Source organism: Roseivivax halotolerans, assembly GCF_900115815.1.
Lineage (GTDB): Bacteria > Pseudomonadota > Alphaproteobacteria > Rhodobacterales > Rhodobacteraceae > Roseivivax > Roseivivax halotolerans.
Genome location: NZ_FOXV01000007.1, coordinates 145,560 through 170,805, shown reverse-complemented (window position 1 = coordinate 170,805; position 25,246 = coordinate 145,560). Strand labels below are relative to the sequence as shown.

Sequence of the window (25,246 nt, the reverse complement as noted above, 5' to 3'; positions counted from 1 at the left end):
TAAATCGCGTCCGTGGAACGTGGTTAAAGCCGCTCCAACAGCTCCGAGGTCGGCCAGGCATCCGCTGGCAGACCCAACTCTCGCTGCACATCGCGCACCGCGGCGCGTGTGCCAGAGCCCAGGATTCCGTCCGCGCCGCCCACATCGTACCCGCGCGCCTGCAATGCCTCCTGCAGCCGGACCATCTGCGCGCCGTTCAGCCCCGGCTCGGGGTTGCCGGCGTCATAGATCTGAGCGCCTTCGAGGCGCGTCGCGAAATAGGCGGCCGTCAAAACGTAGGTGAAACTCTGGTTCCACTCAAAAAGCACCGGAAAGTTCGGATAGGCGAGAAAGGCCGGGCCATCCTTGCCCTGCGGCAAGAGGATCGACGCTGGAAGATCCGGCGCATCGATCTCGCCATCCCGCGCGGTGACGCCGAGCGCAGCCCAGTCGGACGCGGGCTTACGGGTCTCGAGGCCCGTTTCATACCAGTCGAACTCGGTGGGCATCTCGACCTCTTCGAGCCACGGCTCGCCCGCCCGCCATCCGAGGTCCGCCAGCATCGCAGCGCCCGAAAACAATGCATCGCGCGGCGAGGTCTTGAGCGACACGCGCCCGTCACCATCCGCGTCTATACCATTTGTCAGAATGTCCTCGGGCAGCATCTGTACCATGCCGATCTCGCCCGCCCAGGCTCCGGTCGTGGTATCTGGATCGAACGCGTCCTGCGCGAATAGTTCAAGCGCGGCGAAGACCTGGGGACGGAACAGCTCCGGGCGGCGGCAATCGTGGGCGAGCGTTACCAGCGCGTTCGCGGTATTGTAGTCGCCTTGGAAGCTTCCGTAATCCGTCTCGAAGGCCCAGAACGCGAGCAATATGCCACGCGGCACACCGTATTCCGCCTCGATCGCCTCGAACGTCGTGGCATAGTCGCGCCCAAGCGACCGTCCGCGTTCGAGACGATCCGAGCTGATGAGCCGGCGCGAGAAGTCGATGAATGGTGCCTGGAAAATCCCCTGACGGCGATCGGCATCGAGCACCGACTGGTCTTGCCTGATCCCGTCAAAAAACGCGTCGACCGTATCGGGCTTCTGCCCGCGCTCCACTGCCTCGGCCGAAAGCGCTTCTACGAAACCCCCGAACGGCCCGCCGCAAGGCGTTTGAGCCAAGGCCGGTCCAGCCGCAATGGTTACGGTGCAGGCGATCGCACGAAACATGAGCGTCCTCTTCATCATTCCCGCGACATCTACCACCCGATCCCGCGGGGCAAAAGCGGCTCATGCTTCCTTGAGGGACTCCCGACCATGCGGCGCCATGAGATCGAGCGCGGGGCCGATCGGGATGATGCGATACGGGTTCACCGATTCATGGCTGTAGTGATAGTGGCGCACGATGTGATCGAAATGCACGGTCTCCGCCACGCCAGGCCACTGATACAGCTCGCGAAGATATCCCCACATGTGCGGATAATCGACGATCCGATTGCGATTGCACTTGAAGTGCCCGTGATAAACCTTGTCGAAGCGAATGAGCGTGGTGAAAAGCCGCCAGTCTGCCTCGGTGATCCGATCGCCCATGAGGTATCGGTTCTCGCCAAGCCTCTCCTCGATCCAGTCGAGGCTTTCGAAGAGCGGATGAACGGCGTCGTCATAGGCCTCCTGCGTCGTGGCAAAGCCTGACTTGTAGACACCGTTGTTGACCGTATCGTAGATCCGCGCATTCACGGGCTCGATCGCGTCACGGAGCTCTTCCGGCCAATAATCGTTCGTGTTCCCGGTGATCTCGTCGAAGGCCGAATTGAACATACGGATGATCTCGGCTGACTCGTTGGAAACGACGGTCTCGCGCTCCTTGTCCCACAGGATCGGAACCGTCACGCGGCCCGTCATCTTCGGGTCCGCTTTGAGATAAATATCCCGTGCAAAAGGCAGATCGTAGAGCCGGTCGCCAGTCGCCTCGTTGAAATCCTGATCGAAGGTCCAGCCGTCGGACAACATGTCGGGATGCACGACCGAGACGCCGATATGATCTTCGAGACCTTTCAGAGCGCGAAAGACGAGCGCGCGATGCGCCCAGGGGCAGGCATAACTGACATATAGATGGTAGCGGCCACTTTCCGCCTTGAAGCCGCCCTCGCCCGAAGGCCCGGGGCTGCCATCTGCGGTGATCCAGTTGCGGAACGCGGTCTCCGAACGGACGAATTTACCACCCGTCTTCGATGTGTCGTGCCCCTGATCGAACCATTCGCCGTCGACAAGCTTTCCCATGTCTTCCTCCTGAGCTTTGGATGGAAAACTACGGCGACGCCCGAAGAGGTCCATGCCGACCTGCGCAAAGCCTCCCTGCGCGAGCGCACAGCCCCCATGGCTCGGGTTATCCAATACCGGGGGGAGCAGCGTGACGGCGCGGCACTTCTTGCTCATGGAGGCTCCGCATGCGACCGTTCGGCTAATCTACCGAAAGACGGCTTTCCCATGCACGAGACACGCCTCGCCACGCACCTGCCCCAGACCGTCGAGCCCCGAAATCCGGGGCTCGCGCTCGATCTCGACTGGGTCATGCGCGCGACCGCGAACCGCTCGGCGATCGAGCGGCGTGCGGCGACGCTGCCGGGTCGCCGAAGCGTGAAGAAGGACCACCAGGCCGCCTGGCTGGCCCGCGCGGTTTCGATGATCGACCTGACCACGCTCTCCGGCGATGACACGGAGGGTCGTGTGCGGCGGCTCTGCGCCAAGGCGCGCCAGCCGGTGCGCGCCGATATCCTCGAGGCGCTCGGGCTCGAAGGCCTGACCACCGGCGCGGTCTGCGTCTATCACGACATGGTCGCGCCGGCCGTTTCCTTCCTCGAAGGCTCGGGCATCCCCGTCGCTGCCGTCTCCACGGGCTTTCCGGCGGGCCTCTCGCCCTTCCATCTGCGCCTCGCCGAGATCGGAGAAAGCGTGAATGCCGGCGCGCAGGAGATCGACATCGTGATCTCGCGCCGCCATGTCCTGTCCGGCAATTGGCAGGCCCTTTACGACGAAATGCGCGCCTTCCGCGAGGCTTGCGGCGATGCACATGTGAAGGCGATCCTCGCGACCGGCGAGCTTGGCACGCTGCAGAACGTCGCCCGCGCAAGCCTCGTTGCGATGATGGCGGGGGCCGATTTCATCAAGACCTCGACGGGCAAGGAAAGCGTCAACGCCACCCTGCCCGTCAGCCTGGTGATGATCCGCGCGATCCGCGACTTTCACGACGCGACGGGCGTCCGGATCGGTTACAAGCCCGCGGGCGGCATCTCCAAGGCGAAGGACGCGCTGACCTATCTCGCTCTCATCAAGGAAGAACTGGGCGACGACTGGCTCTCGCCGCATCTCTTCCGCTTCGGCGCCTCGAGCCTTCTGGGCGATATCGAGCGGCAACTGGAACACCATGTCACCGGCGCCTATTCGGCGGCCTGGCGGCACGCATCGGCGTGAGGATTCCCGAATGGGCGTGAAAGAGATCTTCGAGACAATGGACTACGGCACTGCTCCCGAAGGCGCGGGTGACGCTTTGGCCTGGATCACGGACCAGGGCGCTCGGTTCGGACATTTCATCGACGGCAGCTTCACGAAGCCCGGCGAGACGTTCGAGACGACGAACCCCGCTACAGGCGAGGTGCTTGCCGAGATCACGCAAGGCAGCGAAAGCGACGTCGAAAAGGCTGTCGCCGCCGCGCGCAAGGCACAAGGGCCGTGGGAAAAGCTTGGCGGGCCGGGCCGCGCCCGGCATCTCTACGCGATCGCCCGGCTTCTGCAGAAACATTCGCGGCTCTTCGCCGTGCTGGAGAGCCTCGATAACGGCAAGCCCATCCGGGAAAGCCGCGATATCGACATCCCCCTCGCCCAGCGGCACTTCTACCATCACGCGGGCTGCGCGCAGCTCATGGAAGACACTATGCAGGGCCGCGTCGCCCACGGCGTTTGCGGCCAGGTCGTGCCGTGGAATTTCCCGCTCCTGATGCTGTCCTGGAAGATCGCGCCCGCGCTTGCCATGGGCAATACGGTGGTTCTGAAACCCGCCGAGTGGACATCGCTCACCGCGCTTCTCTTCGCCGATATCTGCCGGCAGGCAGGGCTGCCGAAGGGCGTCGTCAACATCGTCACGGGCGATGGCGTAACCGGCGCGGCGCTGGTCTCCGCCGAGGTCGACAAGGTCGCGTTCACCGGTTCCACCGAGGTCGGCCGCAAGATCCGTGAGGCGACGGCTGGCAGTGGCAAGGCCCTGACGCTCGAGCTTGGCGGGAAGTCTCCCTACATCGTCTTCGACGACGCCGATCTCGACAGCGCAGTCGAAGGACTTGTCGATGCGATCTGGTTCAATGGCGGGCAGGTCTGCTGCGCGGGCTCGCGTCTTTTGGTGCAGGAGAGCATCGCGGAGCGCTTCCACCAGAAGCTGCGCGCCCGGATGGACAAGCTGCGTGTCGGGGATCCGCTGGACAAGTCCATCGATGTCGGCGCGATCGTGCATCCCGAGCAGCTCTCGCGAATCCGCGCGCTGGTCGATGGGGCCGAGGGCGATGTCTACCGGGCCGATGCGCCCGTTCCCGAGGGCTGCTTCTATCCTCCGACGCTCATCAGCGATCTCGCACCCGCCTCGCCGCTCATGCAGGAAGAGATCTTCGGCCCCGTTCTCGTATCGACCACGTTCCGCACGCCCACCGAGGCGGTGGAACTCGCCAACAACACCCGGTACGGCCTAGCCGCTTCGGTCTGGTCCGAGAACATCAACGTCGCGCTCGATATCGCGCCGCAACTCGTCTCGGGCGTGGTCTGGATCAACGGCACCAACATGTTCGATGCCGCCGCGCCCTTCGGCGGGATGCGCGAGTCGGGCTTCGGCCGCGAGGGCGGCCCGGAGGGCCTCATGGCCTACACCAAGCCTGCCGGCAGCGCGAAGGCGCTGAAGCGCATCAAGCCGTTCGAGGGCGACGCCGTGGAGCCGCAGGCCGTGGACCGCACCGCCAAGCTCTATATCGGCGGCAAGCAGACCCGTCCCGATGGGGGCTACGCGCAGGTCGTCTACGACGCCAAGGGTCGGGTCCTGGGTCAGGCGCCGATCGCGAACCGCAAGGATGTGCGAAACGCGGTCGAGGCGGCACGCGCCGCGAAAGGCTGGGCCGGTGCCACCGCCCATACGCGCGCGCAGGTGCTCTACTATCTCGGTGAGAACCTCTCGGCCCGTAGCGACGAACTGGCGCAGCGCCTCAACGCGATGACCGGCGGGAAGTCCGGCGCGAAAGAAGTCGAAACGGCGATATCGCGTCTCTTCGATGCCGCGGCCTGGGCCGACAAGTTCGCAGGAGAGGCCCGCGCCGTGCCCATGCGCGGCCTTGCGATGGCGCTCCGCGAACCGACCGGCGTGATCGGCGCGCTCCTGCCGGACGAGGTGCCGCTCTTGGGAATGATCTCGGTCATGGCGCCCGCGCTCGCGATGGGCAACCGGCTGGTACTCGTCGCCTCCGAGCCGTTCCCGCTGATCGCGCAGGAAATGACCCAGCTCCTCGAAACCTCGGACATCCCGGCAGGGGCCGTGAACCTTTTGACCGGACCGCACGAGGATCTGGCGAAGACACTCGCCGATCACGCGGACGTGGACTCGGTCTGGTCCTTCTCCGGCGCGGATCTCTCTGCGGGAATCGAACGCCGCGCGGCGGGCAACCTGAAGCGCAGCTGGGTCAATTACGGCAAGAGCCGCGACTGGTTCGGACCGGAGGCAGGCGCCCGCGCGTTCCTCGATGCCGCGACCGAGATCAAGACCGTGTGGGTTCCTTACGGCGCATGATGGCTGTGTCATTGAGATTTCATGCCCACGATGCTATCCTTTACTTACGCCATGCGCGGTGCGTTAACCTGCGCGCCATCCAGAGGAGGACATTGTCCTGGTGCCTAATGCTTCCGCGGCCTATGCCGCTGACATCGGCGGCCCGATGACGGGCCAGACTCATTCCGAACCCGCAAGCGAGACGACGCTTGCCGCGATCCGGAACACCCTCGACGACATGAAGGCCGAAGACGTTGTGCAGATCGATCTGCGCGGTAAATCCGCCATGGCCGATTACATGGTGGTCTGCTCGGGCCGGTCGTCACGCCAGATCGGAGCGATCGCAGAAAAGGTCGCGGACGATCTCAAACAAGCCTACGGCATCATGTCCAAGACCGAGGGCAAGGAAACCGGCGATTGGGTTCTGATCGATGCGGGCGACGTGGTCGTTCACGTTTTCCGTCCCGAAGTGCGCGAGTTCTACCAGATCGAGAAGATGTGGATGCCAGCGCCGCAGGCCCACAAAGCCCAGTAGGTGCGGCTGCATCTCTGCGTGGTCGGCCGGCTCCGAAAGGGGCCGGAGAAAACGCTCGTTGACGATTACCTTGACCGCGCGGGCAAGACCGGTCGGGGCCTCGGCCTCGGTCCGGTAAACGTGACCGAGGTCGAGGACAAGAAAGGCGGCGGCGCAGCCTCGGAGGCCGCTCTTCTCTCCGCCGCCTTGCCCAAAGGTGCTCTACTGTGCTGCCTCGACGAACGCGGCGCGCGCCTGTCTTCCCCTCAATTCGCGGATCTTCTGGCCAAGTGGCGCGATACCGGCCGGCAGGATGTCGTCTTCGCCATTGGCGGCGCGGACGGGCTCGACCATGCCTTTCGCGACAGCGCCGACGCCACGCTCAGCCTCGGAGAGATGGTCTGGCCGCACATGCTGGCCCGCGTGATGCTCGCCGAGCAGATCTACCGCGCCGCCACGATCCTGGCGGGAACGCCCTATCACCGCACGTAAACCTTGAATTAACCAGGCCCGGCCAAAGTCGACGCGCGGTACAGGCGGGAGCGCCGATGACCGCGCCGGATCATACGGATGTATGACCACCCCCGCCGCGCCTCACGCCGGCGGGGGTTTCGCGTCCGCGCTTCATGTATGAGCCGGCGATAAATACTCCCGCCGGAGGCAAACCGGAGACCGGGGCCTATGGCCCCGGACGACATGAGCTGCGCGGGCGGCCCTGCCGCCCGCTCCGACGGATCAAATGCCGACGTCGATGATCGCGCGGGCGAGCTTCGGCACCGTCTCCTCGTTGAGGCCAGCGATGTTCATGCGGCTGTCGCCGACCATGTAGATCCCGTGTTTCTCCCGCAGCGCCTCGACCTTGTCGGGTCCGACGCCGAGCCGCGAGAACATGCCGCGATGCTGTGCAAGAAAGCCGAACCGGTCCGAGCCGGAGCGTTCGCGCAGCTCGTCCGCGAGTTGCTGGCGCAGGCGCAGCATGCCGGTGCGGACGTCCTCGAGCTCGGCCTCCCAATCGGTGCGAAGCGCGTCGTCGCCCAGCACCATCAGCACCAGCCGCGCACCGTGATCGGGCGGGAAGGAAAAGTTCTGCCGGTTGAGATAGGCCAGCGTGCCCTGGTTCACCTTGTGGCGGCCTTCTTCGTGGGCGATGGCCATCAGACAGCCCGTCCGCTCCCGGTAGATGCCGAAATTCTTGGAGCAGGAGGCCGCGATCAGCGTCTCGGGACAATGCGCGGCAACGAGGCGCGTCGGAGCGGCGTCGTCCTCGAGCCCGTCGCCAAACCCCTGGTAGGCGATGTCGATCATCGGGATCGCGCCCTGCTTGTTCAGAAGGTCCGCGACCGCCTTCCACTCCTCCATGTTGAGGTTCGCGCCCGTCGGGTTGTGACAGCAGCCGTGCAGCAGCACGACGTCGCCGCGCTTTGCATCCGCGAGATCGGACATCATGCCCTCGAAATCGACGCCGCCCGTCTCGCTATCGAAATACCGATAGGCGACATGGGGGATTTCCATGTGCTTCAGGATCGACAGGTGGTTCGGCCAGGTCGGATCCGAGACGAAGACGCGCGCATCGGGATTGGCCATTCGGATCATATCGAAGGCCTGGCGCACCGCACCGGTGCCGCCGGGCGTTGCGACCCGCGCGACCTTGGAGAGTGGAACCGCGTCGCCGAGCACCAGCTCGGCCATGCGATCCCCGAATTTCGGATCGCCCGCGAGCCCGGTATAAGCCTTCGTCTCCTCGGCCTCCCAGAGCTGCTTCTCGGCGGTCTTGATCGCGCGCATGATCGGCGTGTTGCCCGTGGCGTCCTTGTAGACGCCGACCCCGAGGTCGATCTTGTCCTCGCGCGGATCGTCCTTGTAGGCCTGCATCAGGGCAAGGATCTTGTCGGCGGGTTGTTCTTTGAGATGTTCGAACATCAGTCGTCTCCGGTTGCGACGGGCAAGGTGGGAAACTGGCCCCATTCGGACCAGGAGCCGTCATAAAGGGAATGGTCGCTCTTGCCGAACCGCTCCATGGCAAGGCTCAGGATCGCGGCGGTGACGCCGGATCCGCAGGTGGTGATCGCGGGCTTGGAAAGGTCGATCCCGGCGCTCTCGAACACGTCCCGAAGCTGGTCGGGCGCCTTCATCGTGCCGTCCTCGTTGAGCAAGGCTGCGTAATGGACGTTCTTGGAGCCGGGAATGTGACCTGCGCGCATGCCCGGGCGCGGCTCCGCCTCCTCGCCCCGGAAGCGGCCGGGAGAGCGGGCGTCGATGATCTCGTGATCGCCAAGTTTCGCCGCCGAAGAGACCTGCGTGACATCGCGTGCAAGATGGGCCTGGCGCCGCACGGTCATGTGCCGATCGCGCACCACGGGCGCGACATCCTCCACGGGATGACCCTCGGCTTGCCATTTCGGAAAGCCGCCATCGAGAACCGCGACATCGGCGTGCCCCATCAACTTGAAGAGCCACCAGATCCGCGCAGCGGAGAACATGCCCGCGCCGTCATAGACCACGACCTGATGGCCGTCACCGACGCCCATTGCACGCATCCGGCTCATGAACTTCTCGGGCGGCGGGGCCATGTGCGGCAAGTCGGACCGCGCGTCGCTCAGATCGTCGATATTGACGAAACGCGCCCCGGGAATATGCGCGGCGTCGTATTCCGCGCGCCCTTCCCGGCCCATATCCGGCAGGTACCAGCTTGCATCGAGGATACGAAGGTCGGGATCCGACAGATGCCGGGCCAGCCAGTCGGTCGAGACCAGGGTCTTGGGATCGTCTGTCACGTTCACCACCTCGCTCGGGTCATGGAGTGCGGGCTTTGATTACGGTGCGGCCAGGGCAGAGGCAAGCTCAGCCATGTTCTTTCAAAAGCCTTTGCTTCTGACGGTTCCAGTCGCGCTTGGCTTCGGTTTCGCGCTTGTCATGGGTCTTCTTGCCCTTGGCCAGCGCAACCTTGATCTTCGCCATGCCGCGATGATTGAAGTAAAGGACCAGCGGAACCAGCGTCATGCCCTTGCGCGCCGTCTCGTTCCAGAACCGCGCCAGCTCGCGCCGGGAGGCCAAAAGCTTGCGCGGGCGGCGATCCTCGTGGCCGAACATCGCCTGTTCGTACGGCGCGATGTAGCTGTTGATCAGCCACAACTCGCCATCCTTAACCTCGGCATAGCTCTCGGCGATGTTCGCCTGGTTGAGTCGCAGGGATTTCACCTCCGAGCCCGTCAGCACGATCCCGCATTCCACATCCTCTTCGATCTGATAGTCGAAGCGGGCGCGCCGGTTCTCGGCGATCACCTTGCAATTCGGGTTATCGTCTTTCTTCTTTGCCATGACCGTCGTGGCTATCCTCTTCGCGCGTCTCTGTCCATCCGGGGGACTTAGTGCGCTTGCCCGATGATTTCACCTCGCGTTGCTCCTGAAGCTCGTCGAGATAGGGCACCTTGATGCCGCGCTTCTCGGCGCTTTCGCGCACCGCGTCCTGCAGCGCGGTCGAGCGGCGCAGGAGCCGGCGGAACCGCCGCTCGTCGAGGGCGAGCAGCGTCGAGGGCGCGATCGCGCGCACTTCTGTCTTGCGCGCCGATTTCGTGAGCATGGCAAGCTGGCCGAACAATTCGCCCCGGCCAAGCCGGTAGGACACACCGCGCGTACGGAGCTCGACCGCGCCCGATGCGATGAAATAGACTGTCTCCGGCACCGAGGCATGGCTGAGGATCATGTCGCCTTCGGAGGCGTAGCGCGTAATCAGCGCCTTGGAGAGACGCTGCAGCGTCGCATCGTCGAGTTCCGAAAAGAGCGGGAATTGCCGCGCGATCTCCGCCTTCTGCAGCACGATATCGAGCGCCGGCCGGCGATCCTCGCGCGCCATGCGGCGGGCCAGACGGTGCATCAGGTCGGTATGCAGCTCGACCCCGATCAGACCTTCCTCGAGAAGCTCGTCATATTCGCGTTTCTCCAGCCGCAGCGCCGTGCGCCGGATGAAGCGGCGCTCGAGTTCCTCGGCATACCCGGGATATTGCAGGCGCAGACCGTCGAGCGCCTGTTCGACCATTTCGGCGCGCCGCGCCAGAAGCTCGTGCAAGAGCTCGGCCACGCGCCGGCCGTGAATGCGCCGGATGCGCCGGTCGATGAACCCGTCGAGATCGCGCAGGACGAGGCCCTGCAACAGCAGCACCTCGAAGCGGTCTGCCGTCAGCCGCCCGAGCGGCGCAGAGATGCGCGCGCGGTTGAAGAGCCGCACCGCAATTCGGAAGGACAGGTTCAACCCAACCGCCTGACGCGCGGCGCGGCGATATCCGAAGCGGCCCGATTGCCGCGCCGCCTCGACCAGCCGGTCCACGTCCGACAGGATGCGGTCTCCGAGCCGCGAAGAGACGGCACGCTCTTTCAGGCGTTCCAGAACGATGTCCCGCTCCGCGCTGGCCAGCGCAACGAGGCCCAGCGTGATCCGGTCGCGATCGAGAACGTCTTCGGAGTTCTCCGCCTCCTTGACCGCCCCGTCGAGCCGCTCACCGAAGCTCTTGGCTTCGGATCGGGCGATGTCATGGCTGATGTCGTAATTCTTGGTGGTCTCCGAAACCTCTTCGCGGACTGCCTGAAGCGCCACGGCAATGACTTGCTTTGCCAGCGCAGCGTCGAGCGGCGAGAGACGGTCGAGCCGCAGCTTGCTGATAACCCATCTCAGCGACGAGCCCTGAACGATCAGAGTGAACAGCGTATAGCCCGTGGCAAGGATGCCGATCATGCGGCGCGTCTCTTCGGGCACTCGGAGGCTTTCGGTGACGGCGAGCGCAAGCACCAGCGTCACCGCGCCGCGCAAGCCGCCCCAGAGGATCGCAGTGCGGTAGGGCCGCTCCACCGCCGGAGAAAGGCGCACCAGCGTCAGGAGGGGCAGAAGCCCGAACAGGATCACCGCCCGCGCCGCAAGCGCCGCCCCGGCGACGACGAGGATGAGGCCGATATCGACGAGCGTCACATCCTGCAAAAGGCGCGGGATCAGCAGTGCGGCGAGAACGAAGATGAAGCCGCCCGCCCAATGCGACAACAGCGTCCAGACTTCCCGCATGTTGTTCCAGCTCGTCGGGCTGATGGCACCGGGGGCCGCCACCGTCATCGTCATGCCCGAGGCGACCACGGCGATGACGCCCGAAGCCCCGAGCATCTGCTCGGCGGCGATATAGGCCAGATAGGGTAGCGCCACCGAGAGCGACACCTGCGCCGCCTCGTAGCGGTCGAAGAAGGACATCACGAAGACGGTCGCCCGCGCCAGCAGGAACCCGACCGCCGCGCCGCCGAAGATGAGGCCGGGAAACCTCAGGAGCGCCCCGGTCCATGTCGGGTCCGGCACCCCTTGCATCACGAAGCCCATCAGAAGACCGAAGAGCGCGATGGCGGCGGCGTCGTTCATCAGGCTTTCGCCTTCGATGATGCGCGCAAGCCTCCGTGGCGCGGCGATGGAGCGGAAGATCGAGACAACCGCCGACGGATCGGTCGTCGATACGATCGCCGCCAGTAGAAGACAGGCCACAAGTTCCATCCCGCTGACCAGCGACAGCGTGTAGCCTACGACCAGCGTCGAGAAGAAGACCGCGACCACGGCAAGGACGAGGATCGGCACCCAATCGTCCGCCATGCGGCGCAGGTTCATGCCAAGCGTCACCTGGAACAGCAACGTCGGCAGGAAAACATAAAGGAAGACGTTCGACCGGATCGGGAAATCGAGGATCGCATTCGCGACCGGGTTCAGAGCATCGGTCAGCTCGGTTCTGAGGAAGAACGAGGCAAGAAGGCCGATCACGATCCCGATCAGCGCGAGGATCACCGTGTAAGGCAGCCGCAAGCGACCGGCGAGCGGTTCAGCCACGCCGAGCACGATGAACAATCCCGCGATAATCGCAATGACGACAACGACATCCATGTAACTTGAGCTAGCGCGACATGGCGCGAAGCGGAACTGACTTTTTTGAAAAGTCGCGCCGCAATCGGCGAATCTTCGACCTTCGGCTCCTCAGTAAGCCATGGCGTGATTGACTTTTCTGATTGTTTTAATCAGGAATAATCGCGAAAGGATCGCTCATGCATCAGACCCTCGTTTCCTCCGAAATCGCGACGCGGCGTATCGAGATGCTTCGCAGTCCCGAAGCACGCTTTCTCGTGATGCTCCGGCTCTGGCCGGAGGGGGCCGAGGCTCAGGCTCAGGTCTGGTCCGGACTCTGCCATGACCTCGGTGCGGGACGAGCCCGCGCCTGCCTCTCTGCGTTCGAGGATCTCGACAGGATCCTGCGGAAAAGCGCCTGGCACATGCCGCGTCTCGGCGATCCCGGCGATGCGACGCTGACGCCGGACGAGGACGCGCTCTGCCGGTTCCTGCTGGTCTCGCTCGAGGCCGAACGCGAGGCGGCGCTGGCCGAGGCGATGTTCCTCGTCCGGCCCGACGCGATTCTGCCCGTAACGCTCGCCGCGTCTCGCGTCGCGCTGCCGCTTCTGTGCGTCGAGTGTCGCTTACGGCTCGAAGGCGCTCGGTGCCGCCGGATCTCCTGACAGCAAAAAACCCGGGCGATCGCTCGCCCGGGTCCGTCATTCAAAGGCTGTGAGGGAGGAGCTCAGCCCTTGGAGAACTCGGGATATGCCTCCATACCGAGCTCGGACATGTCGAGCCCCGCGATCTCTGCTTCTTCGGACACCCGGATGCCGCCGAGGGCCTTCAGGATGAACCAGACGATGGCCGAGACCACGAAGGTGAAGAGGCCGATAGAGACGATGCCCATGATCTGTGCACCCCAGTTGCCGGTGTAGAAGGCCACAGCGAGCGTGCCCCAGATACCGGCGAAGAGGTGCACCGGGATCGCGCCGACGACATCGTCGATCTTCAGCTTGTCGAGCAGCGGCACGGTGAAGACCACGATCACACCGCCGACCGCACCGGTGAGAAGCGCGCCGAAGAGCGATGGAGCGAGCGGCTCTGCCGTGATCGACACGAGACCTGCGAGGGCGCCGTTCAACGTCATGGTGAGGTCGGGCTTCTTGTACATCACCTGCGTGAGGATTAGCGCGGCAACCGCACCCGAGGCAGCGGCCATGTTGGTGTTGGCGAAGATCCGGCTGACATCGGTGACGTCACCCACGGTGCCCATTGCGAGCTGCGAGCCGCCGTTGAAGCCGAACCAGCCGAGCCACAGGATGAACGTGCCCAGAGTGGCCAGCGCGAGGTTCGAACCTGGCATCGGCACGGTGCGGCCATCCTTGGAGTACTTGCCGAGGCGCGGACCGAGGATAAGGGCACCCGCGAGAGCCGCCCAGCCACCGGCTGCGTGTACCAGCGTCGAGCCTGCGAAGTCGGAGAAGCCCGCTTCGGAGAGCCAGCCGCCACCCCACTGCCAGGATGCTTCGATCGGGTAGATGAAGCCGGTCAGCACGACGACGAAGATCAGGAACGGCCACAGCTTGATACGCTCGGCCAGGGTGCCAGAAACGATCGACGCGGTGGTCGCGCAGAACATCAGCTGGAAGAAGAAGTCCGAGCCGACCGATGCGTAATCGAGCGCGGCATCGGCCGCGTCGAGACCCACGGGCTCAAGCGAGGTGATGTTGAAGAAGCCGCCGACATAGCCGGGGATGATCCAGCCATCTCCGGGATACATCAGGTTGAAGCCGACGAGCCAGTACATAATGGCCGCGATCGAGAAGAGCGCGATGTTCTTGGTGAGCTGCATCGTGACGTTCTTGGAGCGCACGAGGCCGGCCTCGAGCATCGCGAAGCCCGCTGCCATCCAGAACACCAGGAAGCCGCCGATGAGGAACAGCAGGGTGGTGAAGATATACGGATTGATGTCCGGCGCGGCCTCTGCCTCCTGGGCGAGGCCGAGGCTCGGGAGCGCGGCAAGCGCGACGGCCGGAGCGAGTGTCTTGAAAAGTTTCATTGTGTCCGTTTCCCTTTGTGATCTTGTTGGCGGGCCGCCGCGCGCTCAGAGCGCGTCCGCGTCGGTTTCGCCGGTCCGGACGCGGATCGCCTGACCCACATCGAGCACGAAAATCTTGCCGTCGCCGATCTTGCCGGTCTTCGCGGTCTTGGCGATCGTCTCGATCACCTGGTCGGCCATCGAGGCTGCAACGGCGATTTCGAGTTTGATCTTCGGTACGAAATTCACGGCATATTCCGCGCCGCGATAGATTTCCGTGTGGCCGGACTGCGATCCGAAGCCCTTGATCTCGGTCACCATCATGCCGCGCACGCCGATGGCGGTGAGCGCCTCGCGCACCTCCTCCAGCTTGAACGGCTTGATCGTCGCAATGATGAGTTTCACCTTCGTCCCTTTCGGTTTGGCAGGCCGGAACCTGCAATTCGCAGCTGCAGAAAAGAAAGACGGAGGGATTAGGGGAAGGAAAACGCCCTATTTGGAGCCGCCACGCCAGAGTTTTCGCATAATTTTTGTGCGCTTTAGGCTAACCGCACAAAAATTAACCACTTATAAAACTCTGAAAAATCCGCGAGGCTCTGTCCACATCCGGCCGCCGAAGGTTTATCTTCCCCCAAACGAACGAGGCCCCGGCAGGACCCATGAGCGATTCACCGAAGAACAAGCGCAGGCTTGTCGCCGACCGGCGGCCGGCCAAGGGCAAGGCACAGCCGGCCAAACCGAAGGCCCGCAAAACGCCTCCGAAAAAGCGTGGCGGTCGCGGCGGCGGCGGACGCAAACTCAACCCGATCGCAGCCATGATCCTTGGGCTTTTCCGCTTCCTGATGCGGCTTGTGTGGGTTGTCACGTCGCGCGTCGCCCTGGTGGCAATTCTGCTGGTCGGGCTATGGGTCGGCTACACCTACACGACACTGCCCCCTGTCGATGAATTTCTCGACGGCCGCGCGAACGGGTCCGTGACGCTCTACGACCGGAACGGCGAGGTGTTCGCCTGGCGCGGCGATCAGTTCGGCGGCGTGGTCACCGCCGACACCGTGTCGCGTCACCTCAAGCACGCAGTCATCGCGACAGAGGACCGACGCTTTTACTGGCATGTCGGTGTCAGCCCGCGCGGCATCGCCTCGGCCATTCGCATCAACCTGCGCGAAGGGCGTGGCCCGCTCTCGGGTCATGGCGGCTCGACCATCACGCAGCAGACGGCGAAACTGCTCTGCCTCGGCGTGCGCTACGACAGTTCGGTCTGGGAGACGGAAAGCCAATACATTGCCGATTGCCGCGAAAGCTCGATCGCGCGGAAGGCCCGCGAGGCGATCTACGCGCTGGCGATGGAGGCGAAGTACAGCAAGGACGAGATCCTTTCGATCTACCTCAACCGCGCCTATTTGGGCGGCGGCGCCTACGGCGCGGAGGCCGCGTCGCAGCGCTATTTCTCGAAACCCGCCGCGCTTCTGGAGGCGTCCGAGTCCGCGATGCTCGCCGGGCTTCTGACGGCCCCGTCGACACTCGCGCCCACCAATGATCTCGAGCGCAGCCAGAACCGCGCGAACGTGGTCATCGGGCTGATGGAGGACCAAGGATACCTCACCTCTGCCGAAGCGCAGACCGCGAGAGCCAACCCCGCGACGCTCTCGCGGGCGGCCGAACGCCGGGATGGCGGCTACTTCGCCGATTGGATCATGGACACGCTCCCACCCTTTGCGGATGTCTCCTCGCGCGAGGATGTGGAGATCACCACGACGCTAGACCCGCGCCTGCAGCAGGCCGCCGAGGATGCGATGATCCAGATCTTCGACGAGAAGGTCCGCGATGGCTCGAAGGCGCAGGCGGCGATCGTCGTGATGTCCGCGGACGGCGCGGTGCGCGCGATGGTCGGCGGCCGCAAGACAGGCGTGTCGGGCGTCTTCAATCGCGCCACACAGGCCAAGCGCCAAACCGGGTCAGCCTTCAAGCCCTTCGTCTACGCAACCGCGCTCGAGCTCGGCTACAGCCCCTACGATACCGTGGTCGACGAGCCATTCTGCATGAACATTCCAGGGTCGGGCCAATGGTGCCCCGAGAACTACTCTAGAAACTACGCCGGCCGCGTCACGCTGACGGAAGCGTTGAAGCGCTCTCTGAACATTCCCGCGGTGAAGATTTCCGAGAGCGTTGGGCGCGACCTCGTGGCGCGCGTCGCCACGGATTTCGGCATCGACAGCCGCGTGGTGGACACCCCGTCGGTCGCGCTCGGCGTGTCGGAATCGACGCTGCTCGAGATGACGGGCGCCTATGCGGGCATTCTCAACGGCGGCTCCTCGGTCAAGCCTTATGGCGTCAACCAGCTGCGTTACCAGGGCGACAACGAGCCCTTGCTCGACGTGCAAGGCGGCATCGGGGAGCGGGTGATCCAGGAGGAAGCCGCGCGTGAGCTCGTCTTCATGATGGAGAAGGTGATCTCCGAAGGCACGGGAACGCGGGCGCAGATCGGCAGACCCGCCGCCGGCAAGACCGGCACCTCGAACGAGCAGCGCGATGCCTGGTTCGTGGGCTTCACCGCCGATTACGTGGCCGGTGTCTGGATGGGCTATGACGACAACACGCCTCTGAGCGGTGTCACCGGTGGCGGCCTGCCGTCCGAGATCTGGCGCGAAACGATGGCTCGGGTCCATGATGGTCTGCCGGTGCGCGATCTGCCGATGTCGGTGCCGCAAGCGCCGCAGCCACAGGTGCAGCAACAGCCGCAACCGCAGCAGCAACCCCAGCCACAACCGCAGCGTCGTCAGCAACCGCAGGACCCTGTAGGTGCGATCATCGATTCGGTGTTGCGCGATCTCTTCGGCAATTAACGGCGGCGCGAGGCGCGCGACCGTAAATGGACAGGTAACATACCGTGTCGTAAGGTACGTCCCGGACAGGGAACGGACGCGATGGCATCGAGGGGCGAATCGACGAGGGCAGAGCTGCGCCGCGCACGGCGGGGCGTGCGGCGCGGGCTGATCGCCGTGGCGCTCTTCAGCGCCGCGATCAACCTTCTGATGTTCACCGGCCCCCTCTACATGCTGCAAGTCTACGACCGCGTGCTGGGCTCCGGTTCGGTCGAGACTCTCGTGGCGCTGTCGGCGCTGGCGCTGTTTCTCTATGCCGCGATGGGGCTCATCGATGCCTTCCGCAGCCGGGCGCTGTCGCGGATCGCGGCGAGCTTTCAGGCGCGGCTCGATCCCGTCGCGTTCCGCCTCTCCCTCGCGCAGACTGAAGACAACATGCATCAAGGTCTGGCTCCAGGGCCGGAGGCGCTGTCGACCGTGACCCGTGGTCTGTCCTCGTCGGCCGCCGCCTCGGTCTTCGACATTCCCTGGACACCACTGTTTCTCCTGGTCATCGCGCTCTTCCATCCGTGGCTCGGCCTTCTTGCGCTGACGGGCGGCGCGGTCCTCGTGCTGATCGCGCTGACGCAGCGCTGGACGACGACGCCGCAGGAATCCGGCCTCGCTGCAGAGCAGACCCGCACGCAGCGACTCGAGGCGCAGGCCAAGGGGGAACGCGAGACCATTTTCGCACTCGGAATGCGCGGCAGTCTCGAGGATCGCTGGCTGCGCCGCCGGCGGACCGCGCTCGACGATCATGTCACGCTTTCAGACAGGGTGGGCGGGTTCACAGCCACGGCGCGCGCGATCCGGCTTCTCCTGCAGTCGGCGATGCTCGGTCTTGGCGCATGGCTTGCCATCGCCGGAATGGTCAGTCCCGGCGCGATGATCGCGGCATCGATCCTTCTGGGCCGTGCGCTTGCGCCGATCGAGGCGGTGATCGGGCAATGGCGGCTCCTCTCCACCGCGCTTGCCGCCTGGCGCAACATGAGCCGATCACTGAACACCGAGCCCGAAGCGCCCGAACTCCTCGCCCTGCCACGTCCCGAAGGCCGCATCGAGGCGCAGGGCGTGACCATTCTGCCGCCGGGACAAGCGCATCCCGCGCTTCGCAATGTCAGCTTCGAGATCGCGCCCGGCCAGGCGCTCGGCGTCATCGGGCCGTCCGGCGCCGGCAAGACCACGCTCGCCCGCGCATTGGTCGGCCTCTGGCCTGCGCGGATCGGTGAAATCCGCCTCGGCGGTGCGCGGCTCGACCGTTACGATCCCGAACGCCTCGGGCGATTGATCGGTTACCTGCCACAGCGCGTGAGCCTCTTCGATGGCACCGTGGCGGAGAATATCGCCCGGATGGACGAAGATCCCGATGCCGAGGCGATCCTGAAAGCTGCCAAGGCAGCCGGCGTGCACGAGATGATTCTGAGCCTTCCGCAAGGATATGAGACCCAGATAACCGCCCCCGGCGCGCCTCTCTCGGGTGGGCAGGCACAGCGGATCGGCCTCGCACGGGCGCTCTACGGCGATCCGGTGCTGCTCGTTCTCGATGAGCCCGACGCGCATCTCGACCACCCGGGGGCGACCGCGCTCAACGCCGCCGTCTGTAGCGTGAAGGCGTCAGGCGGCGCGGCAATCATCATGGCGCATAGACCTTCAGCCATCGCCGAATGCGATATCCTGATGATGCTCGAAGCGGGGCAGCGCACGGCGCTCGGCCCGCGCGAAGAGGTTTTGCGCGCGCGCGTCGCGAACCATGCAAGCCTCGCGCCCGCCGTTCGGGGTGCGGAAGGCGTGGCGGGATGAGCGGGCGTTCCTATTCGCTGAAAGGTCCGATCTTTGGCGGGCTCACCGTTCTTGCGGCCCTTGCGGGCGGCCTCGGCCTTTGGGGCGCGACGGCGAGCATCGAGGGCGCGGTGATCGCTCCGGCGGTGATCGAGGTCGCGACGGACGAGGTCGTCGTCCAGCATCCCGAAGGCGGAGTTGTCGCAGCGGTTCCCCTGCGTGAGGGGGACAGCGTCGCGGCGGGCGACACGCTCGTCCGGCTCGACCCCACCCGTCTCGATGCAGAGATCGCGGAGGCCGACAGCCAGTATTTCGAACTCCTTGCCCGCCGCGCCCGGCTCGAGGCGGAGCGGGACGGCAGCGACACTCTCTCCTTCGCGCCCCCCCTTCTCGCGCGGGCCAAGACCGATCCGGCTGTGGCCGAACTTGCGACCGGGCAGGAAAACCTCTTCGATGCCCGTGCCCGCACCCGCGCAGAGGAGACGCGCGAGCGCGAGATCATGCGCGCCCGCCTCGCCGAAGAGCTGCGCGCCTACGAGACGGAACGCGCGGGCATCATCGCGGAGCGGGCCATCGTGCGCGAAGAGCTGGGCGATCAGCAGAGCCTCCTCGACCAGGGGCTGGTGCAGATGACGCGCGTGCGGGGCCTCCAGCGAACCGCGGCACAGCTCGATGCACGGCTCGACACGCTCGCCGTGCAAGCCAGCGCCACGCGAATGCAAAGCCAGGAGGTCGATGCACTGGCTGCCCGGCTCGAGGAAGAGCGCCGAGCGGAGGTTATCGCGGAATTGCGGGACACGAGCGCCGATCTGCGGCTCCTGGACGCCCGCCGCGCGGCCTTGGCCGAGGATCGCCGCAGGCTCGAGATCGTCGCGCCGATTGCGGGCGTGGTCCACGATCTGCGGGTCACCGCCGCACGGGCGGTGATCGGGCCGCGCGATCCGATCATGACGCTCGTTCCGCAGGACCAGAGTTTCCGCGTGATGGCCCAGATCGCGGCGTCGGAGATCGACCGTGTCTGGCCCGGCCAGCCGGTCACGCTGCGCCTCACCGCGCTCGATCAGCGGCGCACGCCCCGGATCGATGGCACGGTGTCCTGGGTCTCGGCAGATGCGCTGACCGAGCAGCAATCGGGACGCAGCTATTACCGCGCAGAGATCGCGTTCGCCGAAGATACGCTGCCCGAGGGTGTCTCGCTTGTGCCCGGCATGCCGGTCGAGGCCTTCCTGAAGACCGGCGCGCGCACGCCCCTCGCCTATCTGCTGAAGCCGCTCACCGATTACATGACGCGCGCATTCCGCGAAGCCCGTCTTTCAAAAACGCCCTTTCGCAGAGCCCTTGTCGCGACTAGCGTCCTTTCAAAGACGTGATCGGAGACCACCAATGCCCAATGATATCGAGACCCGCCTGGCCGAGCTTGGCCACAGCCTGCCCGACGCCCCCGCACCTGCCGCGAATTACGTGCCGTACGTGATGGCCGGGCCGCTTCTTCACATCTCGGGCCAGATCAGCATGGATGCGGACGGCCTCATCACCGGCAAACTCGGTCAGGATCTCGATGTCGCCGCCGGGGCAAAGGCGGCGGAGCGCTGCGCGCTGTCGCTGATCGCGCAGGCCAAGGCGGCCTGCAGCGGCGATCTGGGGCGTGTCAAACGGGTGGTGAAACTCGTGGGCTTCGTAAATTCCACCGCCAATTTCACCGATCAACCGAAGGTCGTGAACGGCGCGTCCGACCTGATGGTCGCGGTCTTCGGAGAGGCCGGGCCGCACGCGCGGTCGGCGGTCTCGGCGGCGTCCCTGCCGATGGGCGTCGCGGTCGAGATCGAAGGCATCTTCGAGATCGCCTGACCGATGCCGCCCCTGCCGCGCGCCTTGCTCGATCGCCCGATCGCGCATCGCGGGTTCCACGACGCGCGCCTTTCGCGGCCCGAGAATAGCCGCGCGGCCTTCGAGGCCGCCATCGCGAAGGGCTACGGCATAGAGCTCGATCTACAGCTCTCGCGCGACGGCGTTGCGATGGTCTTTCATGATTACGACCTGCGGCGGCTGACCGGGCAATGCGGCCCGCTTCGCCAGACCGACAGCGCGGAGCTGACGACGATCCCGCTCCTTTATGGTGACGAGCCGATACCGACGCTGGCCGACATCCTGGCGCTTGTCGACGGGCGTGCCCCACTACTGATCGAGATCAAGGATCAAGACGGCGCAATGGGCCCCGATGTCGGCCCTCTGGAGGACGCCGCAGCGGCTGCGCTTGCGGACTATGACGGATCGGTCGCGCTCATGTCGTTCAATCCTCACAGCGTCGCCCGATGCGCCGACCTTCTGCCGGACATTCCGCGCGGCCTGACGACCTGCGCCTTCCTGCAATCCGACTGGCCGATCCTTCCCGCCGCTACCCGCGAGCGCCTTGCGGCCATCCCCGATCTTGAAAACGTCGGCGCGAGTTTCGTCAGCCATGACAGAAAGGGGCTGACAAGTCCGCGGATCGCCGAGATCAAACGCGCGGGTCTGCCGATCCTGTGCTGGACGATCCGATCGCCCGAAGAGGAGGCAGACGCCCGCAGCGTTGCCGACAACGTGACCTTCGAGGGATACGACGCTTGATCGACCTGAACGTCGGGCCAGATACTGGCCGGAAAGGGGATTGGGCGCCATGGATGACGGGCAGACCGACCGCAGCATTTCCGTAAGCCTGTACCAGAGCCTCGGCGATATCGCGCCGGAGGTCTGGGATGCCTGCGCCTGTCCGGAGACATCGGATGGCGGACCGCCGAACGATCCGTTCACGACGCATCGTTTTCTTTATGCGCTGGAGCAATCGGGTTCCGTCGGCACCGGGACGGGCTGGGATCCGCGTTATCTTGTCGCCGAAATCGACGGGCAGGTGATCGCGGTCGCCCCGCTTTATGCCAAGGGGCACAGCCAGGGCGAATACATCTTCGACCACAACTGGGCCCATGCCTATGAGCGCGCGGGCGGGCGCTACTATCCCAAGCTACAGATCGCCGTGCCGTTCACTCCCGCGACGGGACGGAGGCTTCTGACGCGGCCGGGCATGGAAGAGGTGGGCTTCGGTGCGCTTCTTCAGGGTGCGATCCAGATCGGCGCGGAGAACCGGCTGTCCTCTCTGCACGTCACCTTCTGCACCGAAGACGAGGCTCTGCGCGGCGCGGAGATGGGACTGCTGCACCGCGTGACCCAGCAATTCCACTGGCGGAACGACGGTTATGAGAGTTTCGACGATTTCCTGGGCTCGCTCTCCTCGCGCAAGCGCAAAACCATGCGGAAAGAGCGGCGGCAGGCGCAGGACTTCGGCGGCACTATCCACCAGATTTCCGGCGATGACCTGCGGCCCGAGCATTGGGATGCCTTCTGGCAGTTCTACCAGGATACCGGCGCGCGGAAATGGGGCACGCCCTACCTAACGCGCGCCTTCTTCGACCTTGTACAGGAAACGATGCGCGAGGACGTGATGCTGGTTCTGGCCGAGCGCGAGGGGCGCTACGTCGCCGGCGCGCTCAATTTTATCGGTCGCGATGCGCTCTATGGCCGGTATTGGGGCTGCACCGAACACCACCCCTGCCTGCATTTCGAGGCGTGCTACTACCAAGCCATCGACTATGCCATCGCGCATGGCCTCGCCACCGTCGAAGCGGGCGCGCAGGGCGAGCACAAGCTCGCCCGCGGCTACATGCCGACCGAGACGCATTCCTTGCACTGGATTGCCGACGAGGGTTTCTCGGGCGCTGTCGCGAATTACCTTGAGGCAGAGCGCCGGGCCATTGAGGAGGATATCGAAGTGCTCACCTCCTACGGCCCGTTCCGCAAAGCCAACCCAGAGGAGCAGGAATGACCGACACACTCAGCGACGCCGATCTCAAGCCCGTGCTCGACGCCGGATGGTCCAAGACCGATGACGGCAAGGGCATCACCAAGACCTTCAAGTTCGAGGATTTCGTGGGCGCGTTCGGCTGGATGTCGAAAGCGGCGATGCATGCCGAGAAGATGGACCATCACCCCGAATGGTCCAATGTCTACAACAGCGTGACCGTCACGCTGACAAGCCATGACGTGGGCGGACTGACCGACCGCGACACCGACCTCGCACAGGCGATGGACAAGCTCTGAGCCTCAGTCGGGCGAGAGCATGTAGCCCGCGCCCCGCACGGTCTGCAGATAGCGCGGCTCTTTCGGATTGACCTCGATCTTCCGGCGGAGCCGCGTGATCTGCACGTCGACCGCGCGCTCCTGCGCCTGGCCCTTGTCGCGGCCGAGGTCTTCGACCAGTTGCGATCGGGTCAGCGCCTCGCCGGGGGTTTTCGCAAAGATCCGCATGAGCTGCGTTTCGGTGGCGGTGAGCCGCACGACCTCCTCGCCGCGCCACATCTCGCCCCGGTCGATATCGTAGCGGATCGGCCCGAGCGTGATGAATTTCGGCTTGGCCGCATCCGCTGCAGGTTCGGGCATCCGCCGCAGGATCGCGTTGATCCGCAAGAGAAGTTCTTTCGGCTCGAAGGGTTTGGTGAGGTAGTCATCCGCCCCGGCCTCCAGCCCTGAAATCCTGTCTTCGGTCTCGGACTTGGCGGTCAGAAGCAGGATCGGCGTCAGAGCGCTTTCGCGGATATGCCGCGTCAGGCTCACACCGTCTTCGCCCGGCATCATCACGTCGAGCACGATCATGTCGAATTCGAGCCCTTGCAAGAGACGTCGCGCATGGGCCGCATCGCGCGCCGCGCTTACGAGAAACCCGTGGCGTACGAGAAACTTCTGCAACAACCCGCGTATGCGTTCGTCGTCATCGACGATCAGCAGATGTGCGTCTGGATCGCTCATCCCCTTCCCTCCCTGAGCGCATGATATCTGCGCCGCATCTCGGGATCCATCATCGCCTCAAGAACGCGTTTGAACCCCGCCACCGCCTCGGGCCCGGCATCCCGGTAAGCCTTGCGCATCCGCGCGCGCTGCGCGTCCGACAAGGCCCGTTCGAGGGCCGCTCCCTTCTCGGTCAGGTAGAGATGCCGCTCGCGCTTGTCCGACCGGCCTACCCGGCTTTCAACAAGACCGTCTCCGATCAGAGTGCGCAAGACACGGTTAAGCGATTGTTTTGTAACACCGAGGATGGCGAGCAGGTTGTTGACGTTCGTTCCGGGGGCCCCGTTGATGAAATGCAGCGCCCGGTGATGCGCGCGACCGTAATCGTAATCGGCAAGGATCATGTCCGGGTCGGCGGTGAAGCCACGATAGGCAAAGAACATCGCCTCGATGCCCTGACGAAGCTGTTCGTCCGTCAGAAAGAGAAGCGTCTCCCCGCCGGCCGGTGAGGCGTGGTCCTGATCGGCCATGTGTGTCCCTCAAGTCTTTTTCAGGACATTAAGTCAGTCTTGTTGACATTCCAACCATGAACTGGTAGCGACTCGCAGATTTTGGGACACTTTATGTCCGAACCGGACGTATCCCACGCAACAAATGAAAACGCGAATGAGGAGTCTCGCGATGGCCGGAGGTTATGACGACCGCGACGGTAAGATCTGGCTGGATGGTCGGATGGTGGATTGGCGCGAGGCGAATGTGCATGTGCTGACGCACGGGCTGCACTATGCCAGTTCGGTGTTCGAAGGCGAACGGGCCTATAACGGCAAGATCTTCCTCAGCCGGGACCATTCGGAACGGCTTCACTACTCCGCCAGTTGCCTCGATTTCGACATTCCGTTCTCCGTCGACCAGATCGAGACCGCCAAGGCCGAGGTGCTTAAGGCAAACGGCCTGACGGACGCTTACGTGCGTGCTGTCGCATGGCGCGGTGCCGGCGAGGATATGGGTGTCGCCTCCGCGCGGAACCCCGTCCGCCTTGCCATCGCGGCGTGGGAATGGGGCAGCTATTACGGCGACGCGAAGATGAAGGGCGCCAAGCTCGATATCTCGAAGTGGAAGCGCCCCTCGCCCGAGACGATCCCGGTTCATGCCAAGGCCGCCGGTCTCTACATGATCTGTACGACGTCCAAGCATGCCGCCGAGGCCAAGGGCTGCTCGGACGCGCTCTTCATGGATTACCGCGGCTACGTCGCAGAAGCGACCGGCGCAAACATCTTCTTCGTGAAGGATGGCGAGGTACACACGCCCGATCCCGACTGCTTCCTCAACGGCCTCACGCGGCAGACAGTGATCGGGATGCTGAAAGAGCGCCAGATCAAGGTGCACGAGCGGCACATCATGCCCGAGGAACTCGAGAGCTTCGAGCAATGCTGGCTCACTGGCACCGCCGCTGAAGTCACGCCTGTCGGCCAGATCGGCGACTACACCTTCGAGGTCGGCGGCATCACCCGCGAGATCGCGCAGGCCTACGAGGACAAGGTGCGCTCCTGAGCGCCTTGTCTTTCCGGGTGCCCCCGGCCTAGGGTCGGCACCGGCCCAGCCCGCGCCATTTCGCGCGGGCATTTTTTCTT

At 64.7% G+C, this 25,246-nt stretch carries 23 protein-coding genes; 13 read left to right on the top strand and 10 right to left on the bottom strand.

Annotated features, from left to right (window positions below; genetic code table 11):
- Positions 1-23: 23 nt before the first annotated feature.
- Positions 24-1,196, bottom strand: coding sequence for a lytic murein transglycosylase (locus tag BM171_RS11495; protein WP_245760241.1), 1,173 nt, complete (start codon positions 1,194-1,196; stop codon positions 24-26).
- Between the two features lie 60 nt (positions 1,197-1,256).
- On the bottom strand, positions 1,257-2,246 hold the full coding sequence (locus BM171_RS11490; protein ID WP_093012168.1) for a glutathione S-transferase family protein: 990 nt from the start codon (positions 2,244-2,246) through the stop codon (positions 1,257-1,259).
- A gap of 207 nt (positions 2,247-2,453) precedes the next feature.
- Here BM171_RS11490 and deoC point away from each other — a divergent pair, with 207 nt between their 5' ends.
- The 4 genes from deoC (at position 2,454) to rlmH (ending at position 6,769) form a co-directional block, all read left to right on the top strand.
- On the top strand, positions 2,454-3,437 hold the full coding sequence (gene deoC, locus BM171_RS11485; RefSeq protein ID WP_093012165.1) for a deoxyribose-phosphate aldolase: 984 nt from the start codon (positions 2,454-2,456) through the stop codon (positions 3,435-3,437).
- Positions 3,438-3,447: 10 nt separating this feature from the next.
- On the top strand, positions 3,448-5,784 hold the full coding sequence (locus tag BM171_RS11480; protein ID WP_093012162.1) for an aldehyde dehydrogenase family protein: 2,337 nt from the start codon (positions 3,448-3,450) through the stop codon (positions 5,782-5,784).
- Positions 5,785-5,929: 145 nt separating this feature from the next.
- Positions 5,930-6,298, top strand: a complete 369-nt coding sequence (gene rsfS / locus BM171_RS11475; protein WP_093012367.1) for a ribosome silencing factor — start codon at positions 5,930-5,932, stop codon at positions 6,296-6,298.
- Positions 6,299-6,769: a 23S rRNA (pseudouridine(1915)-N(3))-methyltransferase RlmH gene (gene rlmH / locus BM171_RS11470; protein WP_093012159.1), complete on the top strand. Its 471-nt coding sequence runs from the start codon at positions 6,299-6,301 to the stop codon at positions 6,767-6,769.
- Between the two features lie 243 nt (positions 6,770-7,012).
- Here rlmH and BM171_RS11465 read toward each other — a convergent pair whose 3' ends face one another.
- The 4 genes from BM171_RS11465 to BM171_RS11450 form a co-directional block, all read right to left on the bottom strand.
- Complete coding sequence (locus BM171_RS11465; protein WP_093012156.1) at positions 7,013-8,197, bottom strand: amino acid aminotransferase; 1,185 nt, start codon at positions 8,195-8,197, stop codon at positions 7,013-7,015.
- Complete coding sequence (gene sseA, locus BM171_RS11460) at positions 8,197-9,051, bottom strand: 3-mercaptopyruvate sulfurtransferase (protein WP_093012364.1); 855 nt, start codon at positions 9,049-9,051, stop codon at positions 8,197-8,199. Before sseA ends, BM171_RS11465 begins: the two co-directional genes overlap by 1 nt.
- Positions 9,052-9,118: 67 nt before the next feature.
- Entirely contained in the window at positions 9,119-9,595 is a 477-nt protein-coding gene (gene smpB, locus BM171_RS11455) for an SsrA-binding protein SmpB (protein WP_093012152.1), read from the bottom strand.
- Positions 9,573-12,179 (bottom strand): cation:proton antiporter, encoded by a 2,607-nt coding sequence (locus BM171_RS11450; protein ID WP_093012149.1) that lies wholly within the window; start codon positions 12,177-12,179, stop codon positions 9,573-9,575. Before BM171_RS11450 ends, smpB begins: the two co-directional genes overlap by 23 nt.
- 158 nt (positions 12,180-12,337) lie before the next feature.
- On the opposite strand from BM171_RS11450, the gene BM171_RS11445 reads away from it, so the two are divergent.
- A complete protein-coding gene (locus BM171_RS11445) occupies positions 12,338-12,802 on the top strand; it encodes a hypothetical protein (RefSeq protein WP_175497540.1) in 465 nt (154 codons plus the stop codon).
- 62 nt (positions 12,803-12,864) lie between these two features.
- Here BM171_RS11445 and BM171_RS11440 read toward each other — a convergent pair whose 3' ends face one another.
- Both BM171_RS11440 and BM171_RS11435 read right to left on the bottom strand, forming a co-directional pair.
- Positions 12,865-14,181: an ammonium transporter gene (locus tag BM171_RS11440; protein ID WP_093012146.1), complete on the bottom strand. Its 1,317-nt coding sequence runs from the start codon at positions 14,179-14,181 to the stop codon at positions 12,865-12,867.
- Positions 14,182-14,226: 45 nt separating this feature from the next.
- A complete protein-coding gene (locus tag BM171_RS11435; protein ID WP_093012143.1) occupies positions 14,227-14,565 on the bottom strand; it encodes a P-II family nitrogen regulator in 339 nt (112 codons plus the stop codon).
- Positions 14,566-14,819: 254 nt separating this feature from the next.
- Here BM171_RS11435 and BM171_RS11430 point away from each other — a divergent pair, with 254 nt between their 5' ends.
- The 7 genes from BM171_RS11430 (at position 14,820) to BM171_RS11400 (ending at position 22,931) form a co-directional block, all read left to right on the top strand.
- Positions 14,820-17,003 (top strand): transglycosylase domain-containing protein, encoded by a 2,184-nt coding sequence (locus BM171_RS11430; RefSeq protein ID WP_093012140.1) that lies wholly within the window; start codon positions 14,820-14,822, stop codon positions 17,001-17,003.
- Between the two features lie 81 nt (positions 17,004-17,084).
- Complete coding sequence (locus BM171_RS11425; protein WP_093012137.1) at positions 17,085-18,821, top strand: type I secretion system permease/ATPase; 1,737 nt, start codon at positions 17,085-17,087, stop codon at positions 18,819-18,821.
- Entirely contained in the window at positions 18,818-20,170 is a 1,353-nt protein-coding gene (locus tag BM171_RS11420; protein ID WP_093012134.1) for an HlyD family type I secretion periplasmic adaptor subunit, read from the top strand. The genes BM171_RS11425 and BM171_RS11420 overlap by 4 nt, the downstream gene beginning before the upstream one ends.
- 13 nt (positions 20,171-20,183) lie before the next feature.
- Positions 20,184-20,648, top strand: a complete 465-nt coding sequence (locus tag BM171_RS11415) for a RidA family protein (RefSeq protein ID WP_093012131.1) — start codon at positions 20,184-20,186, stop codon at positions 20,646-20,648.
- A gap of 3 nt (positions 20,649-20,651) precedes the next feature.
- Entirely contained in the window at positions 20,652-21,407 is a 756-nt protein-coding gene (locus BM171_RS11410) for a glycerophosphodiester phosphodiesterase family protein (protein ID WP_093012128.1), read from the top strand.
- Positions 21,408-21,456: 49 nt separating this feature from the next.
- A complete protein-coding gene (locus BM171_RS11405; RefSeq protein WP_093012125.1) occupies positions 21,457-22,656 on the top strand; it encodes a GNAT family N-acetyltransferase in 1,200 nt (399 codons plus the stop codon).
- Positions 22,653-22,931 carry a 4a-hydroxytetrahydrobiopterin dehydratase gene (locus BM171_RS11400; protein ID WP_093012122.1) on the top strand — a complete coding sequence of 93 codons (279 nt, stop codon included), beginning with the start codon at positions 22,653-22,655 and terminating at the stop codon, positions 22,929-22,931. The genes BM171_RS11405 and BM171_RS11400 overlap by 4 nt, the downstream gene beginning before the upstream one ends.
- A gap of 3 nt (positions 22,932-22,934) precedes the next feature.
- Here BM171_RS11400 and BM171_RS11395 read toward each other — a convergent pair whose 3' ends face one another.
- Entirely contained in the window at positions 22,935-23,636 is a 702-nt protein-coding gene (locus BM171_RS11395; RefSeq protein ID WP_093012119.1) for a response regulator, read from the bottom strand.
- Positions 23,633-24,145 carry a MarR family winged helix-turn-helix transcriptional regulator gene (locus tag BM171_RS11390; protein ID WP_093012115.1) on the bottom strand — a complete coding sequence of 171 codons (513 nt, stop codon included), beginning with the start codon at positions 24,143-24,145 and terminating at the stop codon, positions 23,633-23,635. The genes BM171_RS11395 and BM171_RS11390 overlap by 4 nt, the downstream gene beginning before the upstream one ends.
- A 151-nt stretch (positions 24,146-24,296) precedes the next feature.
- On the opposite strand from BM171_RS11390, the gene BM171_RS11385 reads away from it, so the two are divergent.
- Positions 24,297-25,166: a branched-chain amino acid aminotransferase gene (locus BM171_RS11385; RefSeq protein ID WP_093012112.1), complete on the top strand. Its 870-nt coding sequence runs from the start codon at positions 24,297-24,299 to the stop codon at positions 25,164-25,166.
- The last annotated feature ends 80 nt before the right edge of the window (positions 25,167-25,246 follow it).